Annotated in this window: 21 protein-coding genes; 11 read left to right on the top strand and 10 right to left on the bottom strand. The window is 37.1% G+C overall.

The features are described 5' to 3' along the window. Positions 1–35 precede the first annotated feature (35 nt). Together ACLHG9_RS13445 and ACLHG9_RS13450 are read right to left on the bottom strand one after the other, a co-directional pair. Entirely contained in the window at positions 36–500 is a 465-nt protein-coding gene (locus tag ACLHG9_RS13445; protein ID WP_410222016.1) for a PEGA domain-containing protein, read from the bottom strand. A gap of 163 nt (positions 501–663) precedes the next feature. After that, on the bottom strand, positions 664–2,247 hold the full coding sequence (locus tag ACLHG9_RS13450) for a peptide chain release factor 3 (protein ID WP_410222017.1): 1,584 nt from the start codon (positions 2,245–2,247) through the stop codon (positions 664–666). On the opposite strand from ACLHG9_RS13450, the gene ACLHG9_RS13455 reads away from it, so the two are divergent. Together ACLHG9_RS13455 and ACLHG9_RS13460 are read left to right on the top strand one after the other, a co-directional pair. Next, positions 2,246–2,392, top strand: a complete 147-nt coding sequence (locus ACLHG9_RS13455) for a hypothetical protein (protein ID WP_410222018.1) — start codon at positions 2,246–2,248, stop codon at positions 2,390–2,392. The genes ACLHG9_RS13450 and ACLHG9_RS13455 overlap by 2 nt on opposite strands. Before the next feature lie 121 nt (positions 2,393–2,513). After that, positions 2,514–3,860, top strand: coding sequence for a Gfo/Idh/MocA family protein (locus ACLHG9_RS13460; RefSeq protein WP_410222019.1), 1,347 nt, complete (start codon positions 2,514–2,516; stop codon positions 3,858–3,860). 56 nt (positions 3,861–3,916) lie between these two features. Here the strand turns inward: ACLHG9_RS13460 and ACLHG9_RS13465 are convergent, their stop codons facing one another. From ACLHG9_RS13465 to mfd, 4 genes are all read right to left on the bottom strand, one after another. After that, on the bottom strand, positions 3,917–4,939 hold the full coding sequence (locus tag ACLHG9_RS13465; protein WP_410222020.1) for a LacI family DNA-binding transcriptional regulator: 1,023 nt from the start codon (positions 4,937–4,939) through the stop codon (positions 3,917–3,919). Positions 4,940–5,041: 102 nt separating this feature from the next. After that, a complete protein-coding gene (locus tag ACLHG9_RS13470; protein ID WP_410222021.1) occupies positions 5,042–5,392 on the bottom strand; it encodes a hypothetical protein in 351 nt (116 codons plus the stop codon). A gap of 77 nt (positions 5,393–5,469) precedes the next feature. Next, positions 5,470–5,697 carry a DUF3820 family protein gene (locus tag ACLHG9_RS13475; RefSeq protein WP_410222022.1) on the bottom strand — a complete coding sequence of 76 codons (228 nt, stop codon included), beginning with the start codon at positions 5,695–5,697 and terminating at the stop codon, positions 5,470–5,472. After that, positions 5,697–9,032, bottom strand: a complete 3,336-nt coding sequence (gene mfd, locus ACLHG9_RS13480) for a transcription-repair coupling factor (protein WP_410222023.1) — start codon at positions 9,030–9,032, stop codon at positions 5,697–5,699. Before mfd ends, ACLHG9_RS13475 begins: the two co-directional genes overlap by 1 nt. A 233-nt stretch (positions 9,033–9,265) precedes the next feature. On the opposite strand from mfd, the gene ACLHG9_RS13485 reads away from it, so the two are divergent. The 5 genes from ACLHG9_RS13485 to ACLHG9_RS13505 all read left to right on the top strand — a co-directional run bounded on the left by ACLHG9_RS13485 (position 9,266) and on the right by ACLHG9_RS13505 (position 13,489). Next, complete coding sequence (locus tag ACLHG9_RS13485; protein WP_410222024.1) at positions 9,266–9,556, top strand: DUF2752 domain-containing protein; 291 nt, start codon at positions 9,266–9,268, stop codon at positions 9,554–9,556. A gap of 20 nt (positions 9,557–9,576) precedes the next feature. Next, positions 9,577–9,948 carry an NINE protein gene (locus ACLHG9_RS13490; protein WP_243358775.1) on the top strand — a complete coding sequence of 124 codons (372 nt, stop codon included), beginning with the start codon at positions 9,577–9,579 and terminating at the stop codon, positions 9,946–9,948. A gap of 63 nt (positions 9,949–10,011) precedes the next feature. Further along, positions 10,012–11,109 (top strand): Nif3-like dinuclear metal center hexameric protein, encoded by a 1,098-nt coding sequence (locus ACLHG9_RS13495; protein WP_410222025.1) that lies wholly within the window; start codon positions 10,012–10,014, stop codon positions 11,107–11,109. Further along, a complete protein-coding gene (locus ACLHG9_RS13500) occupies positions 11,109–11,852 on the top strand; it encodes a zinc ribbon domain-containing protein (protein ID WP_410222026.1) in 744 nt (247 codons plus the stop codon). Before ACLHG9_RS13495 ends, ACLHG9_RS13500 begins: the two co-directional genes overlap by 1 nt. A gap of 134 nt (positions 11,853–11,986) precedes the next feature. Further along, positions 11,987–13,489 (top strand): tetratricopeptide repeat protein, encoded by a 1,503-nt coding sequence (locus tag ACLHG9_RS13505; protein WP_410222027.1) that lies wholly within the window; start codon positions 11,987–11,989, stop codon positions 13,487–13,489. Here ACLHG9_RS13505 and ACLHG9_RS13510 read toward each other — a convergent pair. The 4 genes from ACLHG9_RS13510 to rsfS form a co-directional block, all read right to left on the bottom strand. Next, positions 13,486–14,553, bottom strand: coding sequence for a 3-oxoacyl-ACP synthase III family protein (locus tag ACLHG9_RS13510; protein ID WP_410222028.1), 1,068 nt, complete (start codon positions 14,551–14,553; stop codon positions 13,486–13,488). The two genes, ACLHG9_RS13505 and ACLHG9_RS13510, sit on opposite strands and share 4 nt — an antisense overlap. An 86-nt stretch (positions 14,554–14,639) precedes the next feature. Beyond that, positions 14,640–15,284 (bottom strand): lactate utilization protein C, encoded by a 645-nt coding sequence (locus ACLHG9_RS13515; protein WP_410222029.1) that lies wholly within the window; start codon positions 15,282–15,284, stop codon positions 14,640–14,642. A gap of 92 nt (positions 15,285–15,376) precedes the next feature. Beyond that, entirely contained in the window at positions 15,377–17,482 is a 2,106-nt protein-coding gene (gene ftsH, locus ACLHG9_RS13520) for an ATP-dependent zinc metalloprotease FtsH (protein ID WP_410222030.1), read from the bottom strand. A gap of 23 nt (positions 17,483–17,505) precedes the next feature. Beyond that, complete coding sequence (gene rsfS / locus ACLHG9_RS13525) at positions 17,506–17,880, bottom strand: ribosome silencing factor (protein ID WP_410222031.1); 375 nt, start codon at positions 17,878–17,880, stop codon at positions 17,506–17,508. Between the two features lie 44 nt (positions 17,881–17,924). On the opposite strand from rsfS, the gene ACLHG9_RS13530 reads away from it, so the two are divergent. The 4 genes from ACLHG9_RS13530 to pfkA all read left to right on the top strand — a co-directional run bounded on the left by ACLHG9_RS13530 (position 17,925) and on the right by pfkA (position 22,035). Continuing rightward, positions 17,925–18,698 (top strand): biotin--[acetyl-CoA-carboxylase] ligase, encoded by a 774-nt coding sequence (locus ACLHG9_RS13530; protein WP_410222032.1) that lies wholly within the window; start codon positions 17,925–17,927, stop codon positions 18,696–18,698. 78 nt (positions 18,699–18,776) lie between these two features. Further along, positions 18,777–19,226: a protein-disulfide reductase DsbD N-terminal domain-containing protein gene (locus tag ACLHG9_RS13535; protein WP_410222033.1), complete on the top strand. Its 450-nt coding sequence runs from the start codon at positions 18,777–18,779 to the stop codon at positions 19,224–19,226. 125 nt (positions 19,227–19,351) lie between these two features. After that, a complete protein-coding gene (locus tag ACLHG9_RS13540) occupies positions 19,352–21,055 on the top strand; it encodes a protein-disulfide reductase DsbD family protein (RefSeq protein WP_410222034.1) in 1,704 nt (567 codons plus the stop codon). Then, positions 21,052–22,035 (top strand): 6-phosphofructokinase, encoded by a 984-nt coding sequence (pfkA, locus tag ACLHG9_RS13545; protein WP_410222035.1) that lies wholly within the window; start codon positions 21,052–21,054, stop codon positions 22,033–22,035. The genes ACLHG9_RS13540 and pfkA overlap by 4 nt, the downstream gene beginning before the upstream one ends. Positions 22,036–22,153 lie beyond the last annotated feature (118 nt).

The raw sequence follows: 22,153 nt of genomic DNA on the forward strand, positions 1-22,153 counted from the left end.
AAAGAACTGCCCCAGTTTGAGGCAGTTCAAAAAAATTAATCTATTGATTTTTCTAATTGACCAACTTTAGTCCAACTTGTATCTGGCTTCAAATCAACTGTAATTAAAACACCATCTTTTGTTTTGTTAAAAGCAAAGCCATTCGCTAATTGTGCATTAACTTCTTTTGGTGTTAATCTGTATAAAGCCCCAGTAATAGGGTCTATTACTAATCCAATAATGCCGCCTAGCAAAAGATTGCCTAAGTACCACTCATTAAACTGTTTTCTAACTTCTAAGTCGTAAGGTTTAAATCCGTCAAGCTTTATCTGTACGTTATGGTTTTCTTTTCGGGTTAACTTGGTAGAAAATGGAGTTTTGCCCATTTCTTTACCATCAACAAAAACAGTAGCGTTTGTTGGCGTACTGTTAAATTGCATTTCCTGTTTGGACCCTGAAATGATTGTTGCACAACCTGTTAATGACAAAGCTGCAATAATTCCTAAAATAAATTTCTTCATGGTTTGTTTAAAGTTTTTACGGCGAAAGTATTAATATTTCTTTATAATCTAAAAAAGAATATCCTGTATGGTTGCACAATATTTATCAACAAAAAAGTCGGAAGATTTTTTCTTCCGACTTTTTCCAATGTAGGGCATTTTTGCAAATTTTTATATCAAATGCTTATTTTCTAAACTCGCTGGTTGCATAAAATTCTATATCCGGATAATCGCGTTTGGTCATATCAAGCATAAAATCATTGTCTGATAGATAAACCGGATTGCCTTCTTTATCTGTGCCAATGTGAGCCTGCTTACGTTTCACAAACTCATCAAGCTTTTTCTTGTCATCGCAAGCTACCCAGCGTGAACGTGAGTAAGTAAGCGTACGGAAACGACATTTTGCGCCATATTCATGTTCCAAACGGAAGTTGATAACCTCAAATTGTAATTCGCCCACAGCTCCAATAACTTTTCGGTTACCTGGCTGCATTACAAATAACTGTGCAACGCCTTCATCTGTTAGCTGTTCTATGCCTTTTTCTAACTGCTTGGTACGCATAGGATCCATATTTTCTACCTCTTTAAAAATTGCAGGAGAGAAACTCGGAATACCTTTAAAATGAAGTTTTTCTCCTTCGGTCAAAGTGTCGCCTATCTTAAAATTTCCACTATCGTATAATCCTACTACATCGCCTGGCCAAGCTTCTTCAACTAAACTCTTTTCATTGGCCATGAAATCCATCGGGTTGGCAAATTTCATTTTCTTGTCCTGGCGAGTATGGTAATAGAACTTATTTCTTTCAAACTTACCTGAACAGATACGTAAGAAAGCAATCCTATCGCGGTGCTTAGGGTCTAAGTTGGCATGTATTTTAAAAACAAAGCCGCTGAAATTCTTTTCTTCTACTAACACATCTCTTTCTTCGGCTTCACGGTGTTTAGGACTTGGTGCAATTTCTATAAACGTATCTAATAATTCTTTGATACCAAAATTGTTGATGGCCGATCCGAAAAATACCGGAGCCAATAGGCCTTCTCTGTATAATGAAGTATCCAAATCACCGTATACGCCATTAGCTAATTCTGCTTCATCTTTTAAATTGCTGATTTCTTTTTCCTGTAAATAATCCAGTAGGGCATTGTCATTCAGGTCGCTTACTTTAACCACAGAATCGGTAACTTTACTCTTATCAGAATGGAAAAGATTTAGTTGTTTATGGTAAATACTGTAAACACCTTTGAATGTATGTCCCTGTCCGATTGGCCACGACTGCGGGCAAAGGCTGATGTTTAGTTTTTCTTCAATCTCATCCAATAGGTCGAAAGGTTCTTTACCTTCTCGGTCCATTTTGTTAATGAAGATAATTACTGGGGTGTTACGCATACGGCAAACAGACATTAGTTTTTCGGTCTGCTCCTCTACGCCTTTTACACAGTCAACCACCAGAATAACACTATCTACAGCCGAAAGTGTACGATAGGTATCTTCAGCAAAATCTTTGTGTCCGGGTGTATCCAGGATATTGATACGTTTATCAGCATATTCAAAGCCCATTACCGATGTGGCCACTGAAATACCACGCTGGCGCTCTATTTCCATAAAATCGGAAGTATTGCTTTGATTGGCCTTGTTTCTTTTAACAGCACCCGCAGTATTGATAGCCCCACCAAAGAGTAGGAATTTTTCGGTCAATGTGGTTTTACCTGCATCGGGGTGACTAATAATGGCAAACGTTTTTCTTCTTTCTATTTCTGGATTTAACATGATTTTGATGGATGAAGATGGTGAGAAAATACCACAGCTTGGAACTTATAAGAACCTTAAAGCGAATAATATGGCTGTAGAAAATTTCACGGCCGCAAAGGTACATATTTTTACTTTATCTAATTGCTTTTATCCTAATAACTAAATATATACCTGTTTAACACAAACGTTTGCGTAATGTTAATGCGCTGTCAATGTAGGTGTAAGCTATATTTTTTTATAACTTACGGTTCAATTTAAATCAACCACAAATAAAACGGTATAACATGGAAAGAAGAGATTTCTTAAAAAACAGTGCATTGGCTGCTGCGGGTATCACAATTTTACCCTCAGGCTCTTTATTTGCCAAAGATAATGGCAAAGTAAGATTAGGATATATTGGTGTAGGCGCAAGAGGGATGAACCATATCAGCGAAGGTATTTTAAGAGATGATGTTGACGTTGTTGCAGTTTGTGATACACAGGAAAGCTCGTTAAAAATTTGTCGTGAGTTTATTGCTAAAAAAGGCAAGCCGGCGCCTAAAGAATATACAGGTGGTTTAGATGCTTATAAAGCATTACTAGATAGAAAAGATATTGATGCCGTGATTATTTCTACCCCGTGGCAGTTTCACCATGAGCAGGCTATTTATGCTATGAATGCAGGTAAATACGTAGGATGTGAAGTAATTGCAGGCTTAACCGTTAAAGATCATTGGGATATTGTAAATACATCTGAAAAAACAGGCATTCCTTATATGACCTTAGAGAATGTATGTTACCGCAGAGATGTGCTTGCCGTATTAAACATGGTAAGAAATGGTATTTTTGGAGAATTGGTACATGTCGAAGGAGGATACCAGCATGATTTACGTGAAGTATTGTTTAACAATGGCAAGCAGTATTATGGTGGGGGAGTAGAATTTGGTCCTAAAGCTTTAAGTGAGGCGCAATGGCGCACCCAATTTAATATAGATCAGGATGGCGATCTTTATCCGACACATGGAGCAGGTCCTGTAATGCAGTATTTAAACATCAACAGAGGTAACCGTTTTACCAGCCTGGTTTCATTCAGTTCTAAAGCACGTGGCTTAGCCAGTTATGTGGAAGAGAAATCACCCGGACATCCTAATGCAAAGATCAACTACAAAAATGGCGATGTTACCACCACTCTAATCAATTGTGCCAATGGTGAAACGGTAATGCTAACACATGATACCCACCTGCCACGTCCGTATTCGTTAGGGTTCAGAGTTCAGGGAACCAAAGGACTATGGATGGATGTCAATAAATCAGTGCATATAGAAGGCGTATCTAAAGCACATACATGGGATAAAGCAGATGATTGGTTTAAGAAGTATGATCACCCGCTTTGGAAAAAATATGAAGAATTAGCGGTAAGTGCGGGGCATGGCGGTATGGATTGGTTTGTGTTCAACGGTTTTATTGAAGCTGTTAAACAAAAAAAACAGACTCCGATTGATGTATACGATTCAGTAACCATGAGCGTAATAGCGCCTTTGTCAACCGAATCATTAAGGAAACAGAATAAAACCATGGAGTTTCCTGATTTTACCAAAGGTAAATGGCAAAACCGGAAAAATACTTTTGCACTGGATGATAGTGGTTTTTAATTAAACATCCCTTCTAAATAACGGCATCATGTTGTGTAATGCGGCATGATGCTTTTTTATGTTAGCTCGTTTTTATGCTCTACAAGTTCAGAATTGATTACTACACGATAATAGGCTTCTTCCTCATTATGATTGTTAATGATGTCAAGTAGGGTGTCTATGGCTTTTTGACCTTGTATTGCGGGAAACTGTTCTACACTTGCTAAAGGTGGATATTGCATGAACTGATTGATGGGAGAATTGGCAAAGCTTACAAAACAAATGTCTTCATTTATCTTTAAGCCTATATTAACCGCTTGCTTTACTGCATAAGAGGATACATAATCGTTAAATGCAATAATAGCAGAAGGTTTTCTTTTAAGAGCCATTAGTGTTTCCAATGCTTCTCGTGTTCCTTTTTCTGTGAGATCACAATTTACTACCAACGTTGGATCAAATTTTAAGCGGTTTTTTTGTAGGGCGGTAATATAGCCTTCTTTGCGTTGTTTGCTTGCCAACAAAGAAACAGGACCATTAATCAGCGCAATATTGCGGTGCCCTTGTTTTAGAAGGTAATTTACGGCCTCTGTGCTTCCTGTTTCAATGTTGCACGAAACATGATGGATATTCTTTAAAGGAGGAATCCGGTCAAAATAGAGCACAGGGATATGGTATTTTCTGAGCTGCTCAAAATGGCTGTAATCTGTAGTATTCTTAGCAAGCGATACAATTAAACCTTCTACGCGGTGTGCACGCATTTTTTCTGCCAATAGTTTTTCTTTTTCTTCATTATCGTGCGATTGGCCAAGTAAAATAGTATAACCCCTTCTATAGGCAATATCTTCAATGGCACTGAGGGCCTCGGCAAAAAAAGTTTCAGATAGCTTGGGCAATATAACACCAATAGTAAAAGTTTTACCTTTTTGGAAATGGATTGCAGCTTGATTAGGTTCATAATGCAGTTCCTTGGCTATTTGTTTAACCTTTAATCGTGTTGTAGCACTAATACTGGGATGATCATGCAGCGCTCTCGAGATAGTAGAAACCGATAGATCCAGCTTTTGGGCAATTTCTTTTATGGTGACTGATTTTTTTAACATGTTTAACAGTTCACAATGAGAAATTGAAGGTAAGAAAAATCTATAAAACTTACGATTTTAAAGCATTCAAACGATTGCGTAAAATAAATTTAAACAGTAAGGTTATGAATTAAATAACTCCTGCTCGTCACGGTCCTGTACAACTATCTGTTTTAAGAAATCATCAAAATAAGTACCCTTATTATTGCTATATGCACCGTAAGCGTCTAAAATGAAGCCTAATTTTGCATCCGAATCTTCAATCAGGTAAAGCACAACATTATCTGCAGGATCAGACATGCCTTCAAAACGATAGGTTTTTATGATGGTAAGATCTTCAGGATTATAAGTTTTATTATGCTCTTCAGATCTCATTTCGTTATTTTCAGATAAAGTAATTTCGTTAGTTATTCCACGTTGACGCAACTTCTCCATTACCTGGCTTAAAGTGTTCATTTCATTCGGCTGTTTCATGGTTCAAAAGTTTTGATATGAAATAAAACAACGCGTTTCCGCAAATGGTTTTTACTTGTTTAAAAACCTGTGGATTTTTAATATAAGCCTTTACGCAAGGGCGATAAAAGATGCTCTAAGCCATTGAGTTTAATTTCGTAAAGCGTTTCGAGCAATATACCGAGTTTACCCCGAGGAAAGCCTTTTTGTTTAAACCAAAGCAGGTAAGCCTCTGGCAAATCACAAAGCTGCCGGCCTTGATATTTACCAAAAGGCATTTTCATTTCTACCAGGTCTTTTAATAACTGTGGATCAGGACCGTTCATTATAATATCATTTCAAGCATTTCTACTGCTTCGTCAATGCTGTTTATATTGTCGAAAGATATACGCAAGGTGTTTTTTACTTCTTTTAGATTACACAAACGTGGATGCATCTGTGCAAAGGCTAAGATTTTGTTGAATACTTCCGAGTCAAAATATTTAGACTGCTTATCGGTAAGGAAATAACCTCTTAAGATGTTTTTCTTGAAGCTTACTTTTTCAAAACCTAATTTTTTAGCGATCCATTGTAAGCGTAAAACCTTTACCATATCTGTTACCTGTTGTGGTATCGGACCAAATCTATCCCGCAATTGCTGTTCAAAAGCTAGAAGATCTTTTTCATGCTCTAGCTTAGATAACTCGGTATAAAGGTTGTAACGTTCTGTTATGCTGGTAATGTAATCATCAGGAAAATGCAATTCAAGATCTGTATCAACCTGAGTAAAGTTTACAAAAGGTTTTTCAGGTTGATCTTTAAACAGATCCTTAAATTCATCATCTTTAAGCTCCTGTATGGCTTCATCTAAAATTTTATTGTACATTTCAAAGCCTATCTCTGCTATAAACCCGCTTTGCTCGCCGCCTAAAAGGTTTCCACTGCCACGTATATCCAAATCTCGCATGGCAATGTTGAAACCACTGCCCAGGTCAGAAAATTCTTCAATGGCGCTCAAGCGTTTACGGGCTTCAGTGGTAAGCGTAGATAAAGGGAGCGTTAGTAAATAACAGAATGCTTTTTTATTGGAACGTCCTACCCGCCCACGCATTTGATGCAGATCACTTAGACCAAACATATGCGCTTGATTGATGATAATGGTATTAGCGTTTGGAATATCTAATCCGGCTTCGATAATGGTCGTAGCTACCAATACATCTTTTTCGCCATTAATAAAAGATAACATTACATCTTCTAAGGCGTCGCCATCTAATTGCCCATGTGCAATACCTATACGCGCATTAGGTACCAGCGTTTGAATTAATCCGCCTAATTGCTGAAGATCATTTACCCTGTTATGTATGAAAAATACCTGGCCTCCTCTATCGAGCTCAAATTGTATAGCCTCCTGAATCAGCTTGTCATTAAATACATGCAATTCAGTGTTTACGCCCTGTCTGTTTGGTGGCGGAGTGCTCATAATGGAAAGATCTCGAGCACCCATTAAAGAGAAATGTAAGGTACGTGGAATAGGTGTAGCAGTCAGTGTTAAAGTATCTACATTTACCCTAAGCGTTTTTAGCTTCTCTTTGGCAGCTACTCCAAACTTTTGTTCCTCATCTATTACCATTAAACCCAGATCTTTAAACTTTACATCCTTGCTCAGTAAGCGGTGTGTGCCAATAATGATATCAATCTTACCCTGGGCCAGTCGTTCTAAGGTTTCTTTAATCTGTTTAGAGGTTTTAAAACGGTTAATATAATCTACTTTGGCAGGAAAATCTTTTAAACGTGAAGAAAAGGTTTTGTAATGCTGTAAGGCCAAAATAGTAGTAGGCACTAAAATGGCAACCTGTTTACTGTTAGCTACCGCTTTAAAGGCGGCACGAATGGCAATTTCGGTTTTACCAAAACCCACATCGCCACAAATCAGCCTGTCCATAGGATGCGGAGCTTCCATATCTTTTTTTACTTCGGCTGTAGCCTTAACCTGATCTGGCGTATCTTCATAAATAAAAGAGGCTTCGAGTTCGGTTTCTAAATAACCATCGGGGGCAAAGGCTGTACCCTGTTGCGCTTTACGCATGGCGTACAAACGGATCAGGTCTCGAGCAATATCTTTTACCTTTTTCTTGGTCGTGCGTTTTAGCTTATCCCAGGCATCGGTACCTAATTTATTCATTTTAGGTACAGTTCCCTCTTTACCGCTGTATTTGGCAATACGGTTTAAAGAGTTGATATTAACATACAGCAAATCGTTATCGGCATAAACCAAACGTATCATTTCCTGTACCTTGCCATTCACCTCAACTTTTTCCAGTCCGGCGTATTTCCCTATTCCGTGGTCAATATGCGTAACAAAATCGCCGGGTTTGAGTTCTCTTAAATCTTTTAAGGTGATAGACTGGCTGCGTTGATAACCTTTTTTTAACTGATATTTATAAAAACGGTCAAATATCTGGTGATCGGTATAAAAAGCAACTTTCTGCTCAAAATCAATAAAACCTTCACGTAAAGAAATGTTGATCGGAACAAATTTTACGGTTTTATCAATGTCATCTAATATGGCGTATAAACGCTCAATTTGCTTGGCAGAGTTTGTAAAAATAAAATTGTGGATATGCTGCTTTTCGTTTTCCTTGAAATTGTGGATTAGCAGGCTGAAATCCTTATTAAAAGAAGGCTGAGGTTTAGTGTCGAAAAATACGGTTTCATCAGCACGGTAAAAAAACTGTTTGCCAAACTCAACAATGCTAAAATCTTGAAACAGGTCGGCCAACATTTTCTCATCTGTAAAAGCAAATTTTGGATCGAGCCAGTTTGGATTTTGCTGTTTATCAGCCTGTGCTAAAGCCTTCCATAATTCATCAGCTTTTCTATATCCTGTTTTTACCACATCTAATGTAAAAGACACATCTTTGAACCACAACTGGGTATCCTTATCAATGTATTCTAGTAAGCTGATATTGTTCTCGGTTAAAAACTTAGCCTGTACATTAGGCACAATGGTAAGTGTTTTAATTTCTTCTACTGATAGCTGGCTGTCGATCTCAAAAGTACGGATACTTTCTACTGTATCGCCAAAAAACTCTACACGGTAAGGCAAATCGTGCGAAAAAGAGAAAATATCGACAATACCGCCCCTTATAGAGAACTGTCCCGGTTCATAAACAAAATCGCTGCGTTCAAAGTCGTAATCCGTTAAAAATTCATTGATAAAATCGATACCTAAATTGGCACCTATACTAATCTCTAAAGTATTTTTCTCTAATACATTTCTGTTAATTACTTTTTCGGCTAATGCCTCAGGGTAAGTCACTACAATTTTTCCGTATGACGAATGATGGTTGAGCTCTGTTAAAACTTCGGCACGTGCCAGCACATTGGCTGTATCTACCTGCGTAAATTCAAAAGCTTTACGAAAAGACGCCGGGAATAAAAGCACCTCTTTCCCTAAAAGTGCTTCAAGATCAGAAGAAAAATAAGCGGCTTCTTCACGGTTAGGAAATATAAACAACTGAGGTTTGTGTTGTAGAAAATAGGTTGTAACAGCAATAAAGGCATCAGCAGAGCCCACTAAACCTTTTACTTGTGTTTTGCTTTTGTGGCTGTTCAGCGATGTGGCCAGTGCAAGTACACGTTTATCGGTCTTAAATCTTTCAATTAAATCTTTAACGTTCACTATTCAAAGATACAGCATAAAATAATAATCATTGCACCGTAACCCTTAAAGTTTAGGCTTTAATTACTGCTAAATTAACTGCAATAATTCTATCTGTTAAAGATACCAATCCAATTTTGTTCGATGAAGGGCGCTAATTTGTCGGTTTTTATTTACCTTTCGTCGAAATTTAAATAAACTGGAGTAACAAAGCTATTTTAAAGGCTTCTAACATATAAAAACAGGCAATTAGCATGGTAAAAGGTAAGTATTTTGAACTGTTTTTCTGGATCTTTGCGCTGGTATTATTGGCCATGGCAAACCCGAGTGAACATCATTTTACCCTATGCCCCTTGGCTAATTTAGGTATAGACTGGTGTCCGGGATGCGGATTAGGAAGATCGATTTCAGCGTTGTTCCACGCTAATATAAATGAGAGCTTAAGGTATCATTGGTTTGGCATACCGGCACTGATGCTGATTTTATACCGGATTTACAGGCTAGTAACTGTTTTAATAATTAAAGAAAAACGTATATCGATTTAAAAATATTAGGAGGATAAAAAATGTTTGATCAAAATTTCATGTCTTTACCGGGTATAACCCCTCAAGAATATTCATACTTACAAACGGCTACAAATGGTTTGAATGAACAACAATTGCGTACATTTTTAATGATCTATGCAAGTAAGAGAAAAAATCCGAGCGATTTACTGATGTTCTCTGTAATTGGCTTCTTTGTGCCGGGTTTATCAAGATTTATTGTAGGGCAGATTGGTATGGGGATCCTGTTCTTTTTAACTTATGGTTTATGTATGATCGGAACCATTGTAGATATTGTGAACCACAAAAGCATTGCATTTGAATACAATCAGAGGATGGTATTTGAAAGTTTACAAATGGTAAGAATGGGTAGTTTCCAACAACCTCAGCAATAGGTTTATATAGAATATTTTCATCCTCATAAGCTTTAACTTATGGGGATTTCTTATTTTTAGGCTATGAAGTTAAGGGAAATAACGAATCACCTTGAAAGTCTTGCCCCATTAAACTATCAGGAAGACTATGATAATTCGGGTTTAATTGTGGGAAATCCGGACGAAGAAATCAGAGCCGCTTTGGTAGCTTTAGATTGTACAGAGCAGATTGTTGACGAGGCCATTTCAAAAAACTGCAACCTCATTATCACGCATCATCCTATTGTATTCAAAGGACTGAAGAAATTTACAGGTAAAAATTACGTAGAGCGAGTAGTAATTAAAGCCATTAGGCACAATATTTCTCTCTACGCTATACATACTAATTTAGATCATGTTGCAAATGGTGTAAGTGGCTACATCTGTAAGAAATTGGGTTTGCAAAATGCCAAAGTTTTGGCGCCTAAAGCCGGCTTATTAAAAAAATTAGTGGTTTTTTGTCCGGTTTCGCATGCAGAAGCAGTTAGAAATGCACTGTTTGTTGCCGGAGCAGGAGAAATAGGCAATTACGGCGAATGCAGTTTTAATGCACAGGGAACAGGAACGTTTAAAGCTAATGATCTTGCCGATCCTTATGTGGGTGAAATAGGGAAACAGCATAAAGAAGAGGAAATAAGAATAGAAACCATTTTTAAAGTTCAGGATGAAAGAAAAGTTTTGGTTGCACTCTTAGAAAGCCATCCTTATGAAGAAGTAGCTTATGATATTTATCCGCTAGCCAATGAATTGAATAATGTAGGCGCAGGAATGATAGGCTGGTTACATGAAGAAATGGAAGGGATGAATTTTTTAAGACATGTGAAAAATGAAATGCAGGCCACAGTAGTAAGGCATACAGCTGTTTTACCTAAAAAGATCAGAAAGGTTGCGGTATGCGGTGGGTCTGGAAGCTTTTTGTTACAAAAAGCGATAGCGGCAGGTGCGGATGCTTTTGTAACGGCCGATTTTAAGTACCATGAATTTTTTGATGCTGAAAATAAATTGATTATAGCAGATATCGGACATTTTGAAACAGAACAATTTACATCTAATTTGTTGATAGAGAATATTCAAGAAAAATTTCCTAACTTTGCAATCCGTTTAACGGAGCATAACACAAACCCCATAAATTATTTGTTTTAATGGAACAAACAGTAGAGCAAAAGCTAAAGGCTTTATACGAATTACAAACCATACATTCTAAAATAGACAAAATTCGCCAAATTAGAGGTGAGTTACCTGTAGAAGTAGCTGATTTAGAGGATGAGGTGGCAGGATTAGAAACCCGTATCCAGAAAATAAAGAACGAGTTAGATGATACAGAAGATGCAATTGTAAATCGTAAAAATATGATTAAGGAAGCACAAACCTTAATTAAAAAGTACGATGCTCAATTGAAAGAAGTTAAAAATAATCGTGAATACGACGCCCTGACAAAAGAGATAGAAATTCAGAATCTTGAGATACAGGTTTGTGAGAAAAAGATCAGAGAATACGGATTTGAGATCAATAACAAAACTGAGATCTATGATAAAGCTCAGGCTAATCTTGAAATGAGAAAAGGTGATCTTGATGCTAAAAGAACAGAACTTGAAACCATTACTGCAGAAACAGAGAAGGAAGAAGATGCGTTGTTGAAGAAAGCAGAAAAAGCACAAGGTGCAATTGAAGACAGGCTTTTATTTGCATATAACCGTTTAAGAACAAATGCGGTTAACGGTTTAGCTGTGGTAACCATTGAAAGAGATTCTTGTTCTGGGTGCTTTAATAAAATTCCTCCTCAACGTCAATTAGATATCCGTCAGCGTAAAAAAATCATTGTTTGTGAGCACTGCGGAAGAATCTTGGTTGATGAAGCATTGACACATGAAGTAGCAGAAGCTTAACCGCTTTCGGTTATATAAAATATAAAGGCCAGAATACTAATTTCTGGCCTTTTTTGTTTTAATTAATAAAACAAAGTTGTGTTTTTAAGGTTGATATAAATAATTATATTGCTGTAACCGATTAATTGAATTAGATGTACATTAAATACCTTAATTTTCTTCAAAAAAAATACATTGTTTTATTATTCACCGCTCTCCCTCTTGGAGCATTTGCCAATTTTGATTTTAATGCAAACTGCTTAAAAGCTTACCAAAATATTATTGAGCTTAAACTGCCTGCGGCTAGGCAATTGATAGCTGCCGAAAGAAAAGCTAGGCCAAACAATGTAATAAGTGCTTTATTAGAAAATTACATAGATTACTTTTACCTAATTACCAATGAAAGTAAATCTGAATTTGAACGGCTTGAGAACAATAAGAACAACCGTTTGAACGAAATCAGTAAAGATGATAAAAACTCGCCCTATTACCTGTATGCACAGGCCGAAATCAATTTACAATGGGCTTTGATAAGAAGTAGATTTGGAGAATATTATACTGCTTCGAGAGAAATTAACCGGGCAAGCAATTTGCTGCAAGATAATAGTAAGAAATTTCCGGGCTTTCATTTGAATGGTAAAGGAATAGGCCTAATCAATGTAGTGATGGGGTCTCTGCCCGATGGCTTTATGAAAAAAGCTTTAGCTGCATTTGGTATTAAAGGTGATGTGGCCACGGGTTTGAATATGTTGGATAAGTTAGCTGAAAATTTACCCAAATCGGCTTATGAACCGTTTTATGAAGAAGTAGTATTTTACTATTCATATGTTTTATCTGATGTGGTAAAAAGCCCGACAGCTTATAGCAAAACGATGAAATACACAGCTCGTTTTGCAGATAGTAGCTTGCTGAAAACTTATTTGCAGGCTTATGTATGTGCACGTAACAACCATAATGATCAGGCTATAAATATACTTGAGAACAGGCCTAAAGGAAGCGCCTACCAACCCTTTCCTTACTTGGATTATTTATTAGGCATTGTTAAGCTAAATAAGCTGGATTTCAGGGCAGCAGGCAATTTTGATGCTTTTTTACAGAGTAATAAAGGCAGTAGTTATATCAAAGATACCTACCTGCATCTCAGCTTCATTTCTCTGTTAAAAAATGACAGTTCAGGGTATAATAATTACATTGCCAAAGTAAGAAATAATGGATACACGTATAATGATAAGGATAAACAGGCTTTGAATGAGGCTGCTGCTCCAGCGCCTAATAAAGAACTCTTAAAAGCACGTCTTCTTTTTGACGGGGGTTATTTTAATAATGCATTCGAAATCCTGAACAGTATAAATACATCTATGCTGGCTTCTGCAAAAGACAAAACTGAATACTTTTACCGTTTAGGAAGGGTATATGATGAGCTTAACAAAAATGAACAGGCTTTAGCACAGTATCAGAATGCCATTAATACCGGAAGAAATCTGAAATACTATTATGCCGCAAAAGCCGCTGTATTGGCAGGTAATATCTGTGAAAAGGATAAAAATGCGGGAAGAGCGAGATCTTTTTACAATACGGCCATAGCCATGAAAAATCATGAATATGAAAATAGCATAGAAAATGAGGCCAAACAGGGTTTGAAAAGACTGTCTGATTAGAACTTGTATACCACTGCATTGATATGCATACCGGCTCCTACAGAAGCAAATACCGTATAATCGCCTTCTTTAATCTGATGCTTTTTTACTTGTTTATGCAGAACCAGATCTATCAGAGTAGGTATGGTTGCTACAGAGCTATTGCCAAGCCATGAAATGGTCATCGGAACCAGATTCTCGGGTATTTCTGTTGCTTCATAAAGTTTAAACAAACGTTTCATAATGGCACAATCCATTTTGCCATTAGCCTGATGGATAAATACCATTTTAATATCGCTGATATCAAGCCCGGCCTTATCTATGGCGCTTTTTACAACCTGAGGTACAGTTACAACAGCAAATTCATATAGCTTTCGCCCATTCATTTTAATGTATAAATTATTGTTGTTTTCCTCTGGGTTATTACTCTTTCCCATAGTTAATAGCGAGGCATATGCTGCATAAGTCTGACTTTTATGAGCAAGTACTCCAATAGGTTGTTCTGCAGTTTTTCCTTCAAAAATTACAGCTGCGGCACCATCTGCAAAGATCATAGAATCCCTATCATGCGGATCAACTATGCGGGATAAAGTTTCGGCTCCTATAACCATAATCCGTTTTGCGTCCCCTGTTCTTAATATATAATCTGCCTGTATAACACCCTGCACCCATCCCGGACAACCAAAGATCAAATCGTAAGCAACACAATCGGGATTTTGTATATCTAGAATTTGTTTAACCTTAGCTGCAAGCGCTGGTAACATATCTACACGGTTACTGTTGTGTCTGATGTCGCCAAAATTATGGCAGAATATGATCTGATCCAGACTTTCTTTATCAATTTGTGCATCGTTAAGTGCATTTTGGGCTGCAATAACTGCTATGTCGTGATTTAAAAGATGATCATCCGCGTATCTACGTTCAACAATTTCAGTGATTTCGCTAAACTTATGGATAATTTCATCGTTTGCTTTTGGAATAAGCTCTCCGTTCTCGTAAAATACACGATGGGCAAAGAAAGAACCGTTGATTACCTGCTCAGGAATATAACTTCCCGTTCCAATAATTGTTGAATATATGGGCATATTTAAAATTTAAACCAAAAACCGTTTTGGTATTATGTTTAAATATAAGATTATTTTTTAATATGCTATAGAATAAAAGAAAATGATTAAGAAAAATCATCTACCATAAAAACGAACAGCTCTTTTGGGCCATGGGCGCCTAAAACAAGTGTTTTTTCAATATCGGCGGTACGGCTTGGTCCGGTAATGGTACTGATCATAGTAGGTAATTGCGTTCCATACCGTTCTTTTAGAAGCTGAAAAGCATCTTTCAGGTCTAAAACCAACTGACCTGTACGTGCAATCACAATGTGTTGCTGCGGATATATACTTAATCTGCGTCCGGCGGCATTGGCATTACTAACCATTACAGAGCCATTGCGTGCAATTAAAGCCTCACACATAGTAATTCCTACTTCGGCCTGCTCAAAGTCTCTATCTCCTTTGTAAAAAGGAAATTCATAATGTGCCAATAACTCCTGTAACTGTGGTTCCCAGCAGTAAATTTTACGCCATTTGTATTTATCTGCTAAAGTAAGCAGGTTTTCAATAAAATCTACACCATTTTCACAAAAGATAAAATTACCTGATACAGCAGCAAGCTCCTGCGCAAAAAGAATCTCTAATTCTTCTTCATTGGGCTTGTACAGAGGTGTCTCTTCCAGATTAGGATAAGGATTATCTCTTTTTTCAAGAAGAGCTTTCCTTATTTTTTTGAGCATAAGCTCTTTTGGTGTAATATTATCTTTCATGAATATTTTTCAAATGTAGGTAAGGCATTTGATCTATACAAAAACAGGCAAACATTTTTAAATGCTTGCCTGCTCAATATAGTTATTAAAACTTAATTTCCTTCCTGTTGTGTGCTGTTCTCTGTAAGATGCTCTACTACAGGAGTATCTCCGGGAACAATTTCAACTGGTTTTTCTATCTCTTTGGGTGTGTCACCATTTACAAATTCATCATATGTGGTCCTGGTATCAAAAGGACGTTTACCTAAGATGTCTTCTAAATCGGTTTGGAAAAGAATTTCTTTCTCTAATAATTTTTGAGCAAGTTTTTCTAACCCTTCACGTTTTTCGAGTAGTAAAGCCTTGGTGCGTTCATAAACCTCGTTAGATAATTTACGCACTTCAGTATCGATCATTTCGGCAGTTTTATCAGAATAAGGTTTATCAAAACTATATTCTGCATGAGGATCGTAAAAAGATACGTTCCCAACTTCTTTATTCATACCGTAGATTTTTACCATCCCATAAGCAATACGTGTAATATGTTCAAGATCGCTTAAAGCTCCGGTTGATATTTTACCGAAAACAATATCCTCGGCAACACGTCCGCCCATGGTCATACACATGTCGTCCATTAACTGCTCTGTAGTATATAAGAACTGTTCTTTGGGCAAGTATTGGGCATAACCCAAAGCCGCAACACCCCTCGGTACAATAGATACTTTTACCAGTGGGTTTGCATGTTCTAAGAACCAGCCGGCAATAGCATGTCCTGCTTCGTGGTAAGCCACAATTCTTTTCTCTTCAGGAGATATAATTTTATTCTTTTTCTCTAAACCACCAATTACACGGTCAATAGCATCCTGAAAATCCTGCATATCAACCATCTGCTTATTTTTACGTGCAGCAATTAGTGCTGCTTCATTGCAAACATTGGCAATTTCGGCTCCTGCAAATCCTGGAGTTTGTGCAGAAAGCTTTTTGGCATCCACATCAGGTGCAATTTTAACCGGTTTAAGGTGAACTTTAAAGATCTGCTCACGACCAACCAAATCTGGTTTATCAATTGAGATTTGTCTGTCAAAACGTCCCGGGCGCATTAAAGCCGAGTCCAATACATCAGGTCTGTTGGTTGCAGCAAGGATAATGATACCCGAGTCCGTACCAAAACCATCCATTTCAACTAATAACTGGTTTAGTGTGTTTTCACGTTCATCATTACCACCCATTACGCTGTTTTTACCACGGGCACGACCAATTGCATCAATCTCATCAATAAAGATGATACATGGCGCTTTATCTTTAGCCTGTTTAAACAAATCACGTACACGTGAAGCACCCACACCTACAAACATCTCAACAAAATCAGAACCCGATAATGAAAAGAAAGGCACCTGAGCTTCTCCTGCAACAGCTTTTGCCAATAAAGTTTTACCTGTACCCGGAGAACCTACCAATAAAGCTCCTTTAGGGATCTTTCCGCCCAAATTGGTATATTTTTTAGGGTTTTTAAGGAAATCTACAATTTCCATTACCTCGGTTTTAGCCTCTTCAAGTCCTGCAACATCATTAAACGTTATATTAACCTGACTTTCTTTGTCAAACAAGGTAGCTTTAGATTTACCAATGTTGAAAATCTGGCCACCGCCACCACCGCCACCGCCGCTCATACGACGTAACATAAAGATCCATAAACCTGCAAAAAGTAGTACGGGAAGTACGATTTGTAAGAATATATTTAACCACGGACTTGATTTAGAAGAAGCAGTTATGGTAATCTGCTCTGCAGGTGGCATATCTTTTTGAGATTCAGCCAATTTTTTCTCTAATGACTCAGATGTGGTTGTAACAATTTTGGCAATAGGTCCATTTTTACTGATAGATAAAGCGCCATTGTTAACGTATTTTTTGAACTTAGGGTCTTCGTTTTTACCCTCTTTTAAATAAATCTCTCCAGTATAGGTTTCGCCGTCAGAAGAACGGTAACCTACGATTTGCTTAACATCACCGGGTAAAAGCATATTCTGCTCAAACTCTTTATAGCTGATGGTTTTCAGATCACTGCTGTTAAACATGAAATTAAATACCAATAAACCTATAATGATGGTAGCATATACCCAAAAAATGTTGAATTTAGGTGATTTTTGAGGCTTTTTCGGAATGTTGGGAAGTCGTTTAATCTGTTTAGGTTTTTTATTATTATCCTGATTTTGTGTCATGGTTTCAGTTATGTGTTTTTGGTTTAGGCACTTTTAAATCTGGTAGTTTCGGCATCACCCCATAATTCTTCTATGCCATAAAAATCTCTTTTTTCTGTTTTAAAAATATGGACTACGATATCTAAATAATCTAAAATTATCCAGTCGGCGTTTTCAAAGCCCTCTTTACGCCAAGGTTCAGTTTGTGTCGATTTGTAAATCTCATCCTCCACACTATCGGCAATGGCTCTTACCTGAGTAGAAGAGTCTGCGTTGCAAACTACAAAATAATCAGATACGGCACTATTTACCTGCCTTAGATCTAAGCGAACAATATCCTTTCCCTTTTTTTCTTGTATGCCATGTATGGCAATCTGTGAAAGCATCGCTGATAGATCTTCGGTTTTCTTTTTTATCATCAAATCAATTAATTTTGGTAAATCATAAAAATTAAAATCAACAATTGCAAAATAACACTTTTTCTACATTATTTGTTGGTCAAAATCTCATCAAATTATCATCCGTTGATTCTACGAATAATTATTTAAAAAATATGGCTTCAAATTTTGAGCCATTAACCGAAGGGACTGTAATTATGGCAGACAATCAGTTTGCCGGAAGAGGTCAGCAAGAAAATATATGGCATACGGAGCCGGGGAAAAACCTGACTTTTAGTATTTATTTGTGTCCAAGGTTTTTGTCGCCAGTGAACCAGTTTTCTCTCAATATGATCATTAGTTTGGCTATTTGCAATGCCTTAGCCCGTTTTTTACCTGAAAGACCACAAATAAAATGGCCTAACGATATTTATTATAATCGTAAAAAACTGGGAGGTATTTTAATCGAAAACAGCATTTCGGGCAATCAGTTAAAAAGTAGCATTATTGGCATAGGTCTTAATGTAAATCAGCAGATTTTTGACACTCAGATACAATCTAAGGCTATATCTATGAATCAAATTTTACATCATGATGTTAATAAGCTCGAAGTTTTGGCACAGATTTGTAGAGGTATAGAGCAGTATTACCTTAATCTTAAGGCAAATAAGATACAGGTAATCAAAGAGGATTATATTAAAAATCTGTTTAAATATCAGACTGAAGCATTATTTAAAGTACAGGGGCAGGAGTTCAGAGGAACAATAAGTGATGTAGATGATAACGGCTTATTAAATGTCAGCTGTTTAAACGGGCAGATAAAGAAATTCAGTTTTAAAGAAATAGAATTTTTAGATTGATTTTTCATTCAATATTTTCTATTTTGGACAACAATTAAAACTTAGTTAGAACACACTTTAAACTAAAAATACACACAAATGAAAAAAATCACTTTAATTCTAACCTTTGTGCTTTTAGGCACAATTGGTGCATTTGCCCAGCTAGAAAATCCTGTTACATGGTCTTACATGGCTAAAAAAACGGGTAAAAATGAAGCTACATTGTTTATTAAGGCCACAGTTGACGATGGCTGGCACCTGTATTCTCAGAATTTAAAACCTGGTGGTCCAAACAAAACTATTTTTACCTACAGTAAATCTGCAGATTATAGCTTGGTTGGTAAAACAGAAGAACCAACACCTATTACCAAATTTGAAAAGGTATTTAAGATGGATGTAAGCTATTTTGAAGATCAGGTTATCTTTAAACAAAAAGTAAAGCTTAATAAAGGAACTACCGTTGTAAAAGGAAAAGTAGAGTATATGGTATGTAATGATCACTCATGCTTACCTCCTGCTGAAGTTTCTTTTAGCATTCCGGTAAAATAATCGGGAATAAATTGTTTACCTGTTTGGTTTTTTAAAAGAACAGATCTTTTGGTATGCAGTTAAACTGCATACCAAAAGTTTTTATACGGGTAAGCTTAAGTTTATGATGTTTTTTTAATATACAAATGAAAAAATTAAGCTTTATAGCGCTGTTAATTCTTTTATTAACTAGCGTTAGCATAAATTATACTTATGCTGCTTTATCTATACAAAAAGATACAACTACAGTACAAGAGGCTGATGACGATGGCTTTATAACCATTGGTTCTGCGGCAGACAGTGCGGCCAATAATATCAAAGCTGATACGGTTAAGAAAGCTTCTGTTACGACTGATACAGTGGGTGCAACGGCTACCGTAGCAGCACCTAATAAAGAACAGACTTTGTGGCATACTTTTATAGAAGGCTTGCTGGGAGGGTTTCTGGCTTTCCTGATGCCCTGTATTTTTCCTATGGTTCCTTTAACCGTAAGTTACTTTACCAAAAGGGCAGGAAGTAAACAAAAAGGTATTGGACAAGCCTTGATCTACGGTCTTTCAATTATTGTTATTTATGTTGTTTTAGGCTTGCTGATAACAATTCTATTTGGTTCTTCTAAACTAAATGAACTGAGTAGTAGCGGTATATTTAATATTTTATTCTTCTTATTGCTCGTTGTTTTTGCTGTTTCTTTCTTTGGCGCTTTTGAGATTACTTTACCGAGTTCTTTTGTGAATAGGATAGACCAGAAAGCAGATAACAGTAAAGGTTTAGGTGGAATCTTCTTTATGGCCGCTTCTTTAGCGCTGGTTTCTTTTTCATGTACAGGGCCAATAATAGGTACTTTGTTGGTTCAAGCAAGTGCCAAGGGCGAAGTTTTAGCTCCGGCAATGGGTATGTTTGGTTTTGCTCTAGCTTTAGCTCTACCTTTTACTTTGTCAGCAATTTTCCCTGGATTTTTAAATAGCATGCCAAAATCAGGGGGATGGCTAAATAGTGTAAAAGTTTGCTTAGGTTTCTTGGAACTGGCTCTTGCATTGAAATTCTTATCGGCTGCCGACTTAGTATGGCACTGGGGATGGTTTGACAGAGAGGTATTTCTGGTATTGTGGATTGTGATATTTGCCATGATGGGCTTTTATTTATTAGGAAAGCTCAAATTTTCTCACGACAGCACGTTGGATTACATTAGTGTGCCAAGATTATTGTTAGCTATTGTATCTATTTCTTTTGCAGTTTATATGGTACCTGGCTTATGGGGCGCACCTGTAAAAGTATTAAGTGGTTTAGCTCCTCCTATGCATACTCAGGATTTTATTTTAAGTAGTGGCGGTTCATCTTCTTCAGGATCTCAAACTTCTTTGGATTTCCCTAAGAAAGTAAAACATGATGAAGTTTTACATCCTCCTCATGGATTCAATGTGTTCTTTGATCTTGATGAGGGAATAGAATTTGCTAAAAAGGTAAATAAACCGATTATGCTAGATTTTACAGGACATACCTGTGTAAATTGTCGCAGAATGGAAGATGATGTATGGATTGATCAGGAAGTAGGAAAAATAATCAAAGAAAAATATGTGCTAATTCAGCTTTATGTAGATGAGCGTTCTATAAAAATGCCTGCAGAAAAAGTACATTATTCTAATTACCTTAAAGGGAATACAGATGATTTAGGTAGATGGAATCAGGATTTACAAGCAACTAAATACGGTGCTAACTCGCAACCTTACTACGTTCTGGTAGATCATCAGCTAAATCCCCTTGTGCCTGCTCAGGGAGCTATCTTCAATGCAAAAGAATATGCAGCATTCTTACAGAGTGGGGTAGATAAATTTAATTCCGCTAAATGAGTAGAATAAAAAATATTGGCGTATTGACATCCGGAGGAGATGCTCCTGGCATGAACGCAGCAATAAGAGCTGTGGTAAGGGCAAGTTTATATCACGAGCTCAAAGTGACGGGGATTTTGAGAGGATACGATGGGCTAATCAATGCAGATTTTATTCCGATGGATGGAAAATCTGTAGCCAATATTATACAACGCGGAGGTACGATTTTAAAAACAGCCAGATGCGATGCTTTCAGGACCAAAGAGGGCCGAGCTAAGGCATATGATAACCTCAAACAAAGAGAAATAGATGCTCTGGTTGTAATAGGGGGAGACGGGACTTTTACCGGTGCAAATGTATTTGCTCAGGAATATGATTTTCCGATTGTTGGCTTACCGGGAACTATAGACAACGATCTAATGGGAACAGATCTTACCATTGGTTATGATACGGCCATTAATACGGTTGTAAACGCTGTTGACAGAATTAGAGATACGGCAGAATCGCATGATCGTTTATTTATTGTTGAGGTAATGGGACGTGACTCAGGACTGATAGCGCTTCGTAGCGGAATAGGCGTAGGAGCAGAAGCGATCATGATTCCCGAAGCTAAAACAGCAATAAGTGATTTGATTAAGCGTATAGAGAATGGAAGAAAAGACAAGGCTTCAAAAATTATTGTTGTAGCTGAAGGCGACGAAGCCGGAGGCGCATACAATGTAGGCAAGGCTTTGGAAAAGAAATTCCCTAACTATGATATCCGTATTTCTGTACTGGGCCACATACAACGCGGAGGCAAACCAACCTGTATGGATAGGGTTTTAGCAAGTCGTTTAGGTGTTGCCGCTGTTGAAGGTCTTTTAGAAGGCAAAGCTGGCGTAATGGTTGGACAGGTAAATAAAGAAATCATTTTTACGCCTTTTGCAGGAGCCATAAAACATATTAATGCACAGCAAATTACTCCTGCTTGGTTAAAATTAGCTGAGATTTTATCGATGTAAAAGATTGTAGATATTTCTATGGAAAGCTGCCCTTTTGGGCAGCTTTTTTCTTGCTGTACTTTTTTTAAACAGCTGGCTTTCACTATATTTTTTTATATTGAATAAAATAATCTAAATA

The organism is Pedobacter sp. (assembly GCF_046462515.1).
Classification (GTDB): domain Bacteria; phylum Bacteroidota; class Bacteroidia; order Sphingobacteriales; family Sphingobacteriaceae; genus Pedobacter.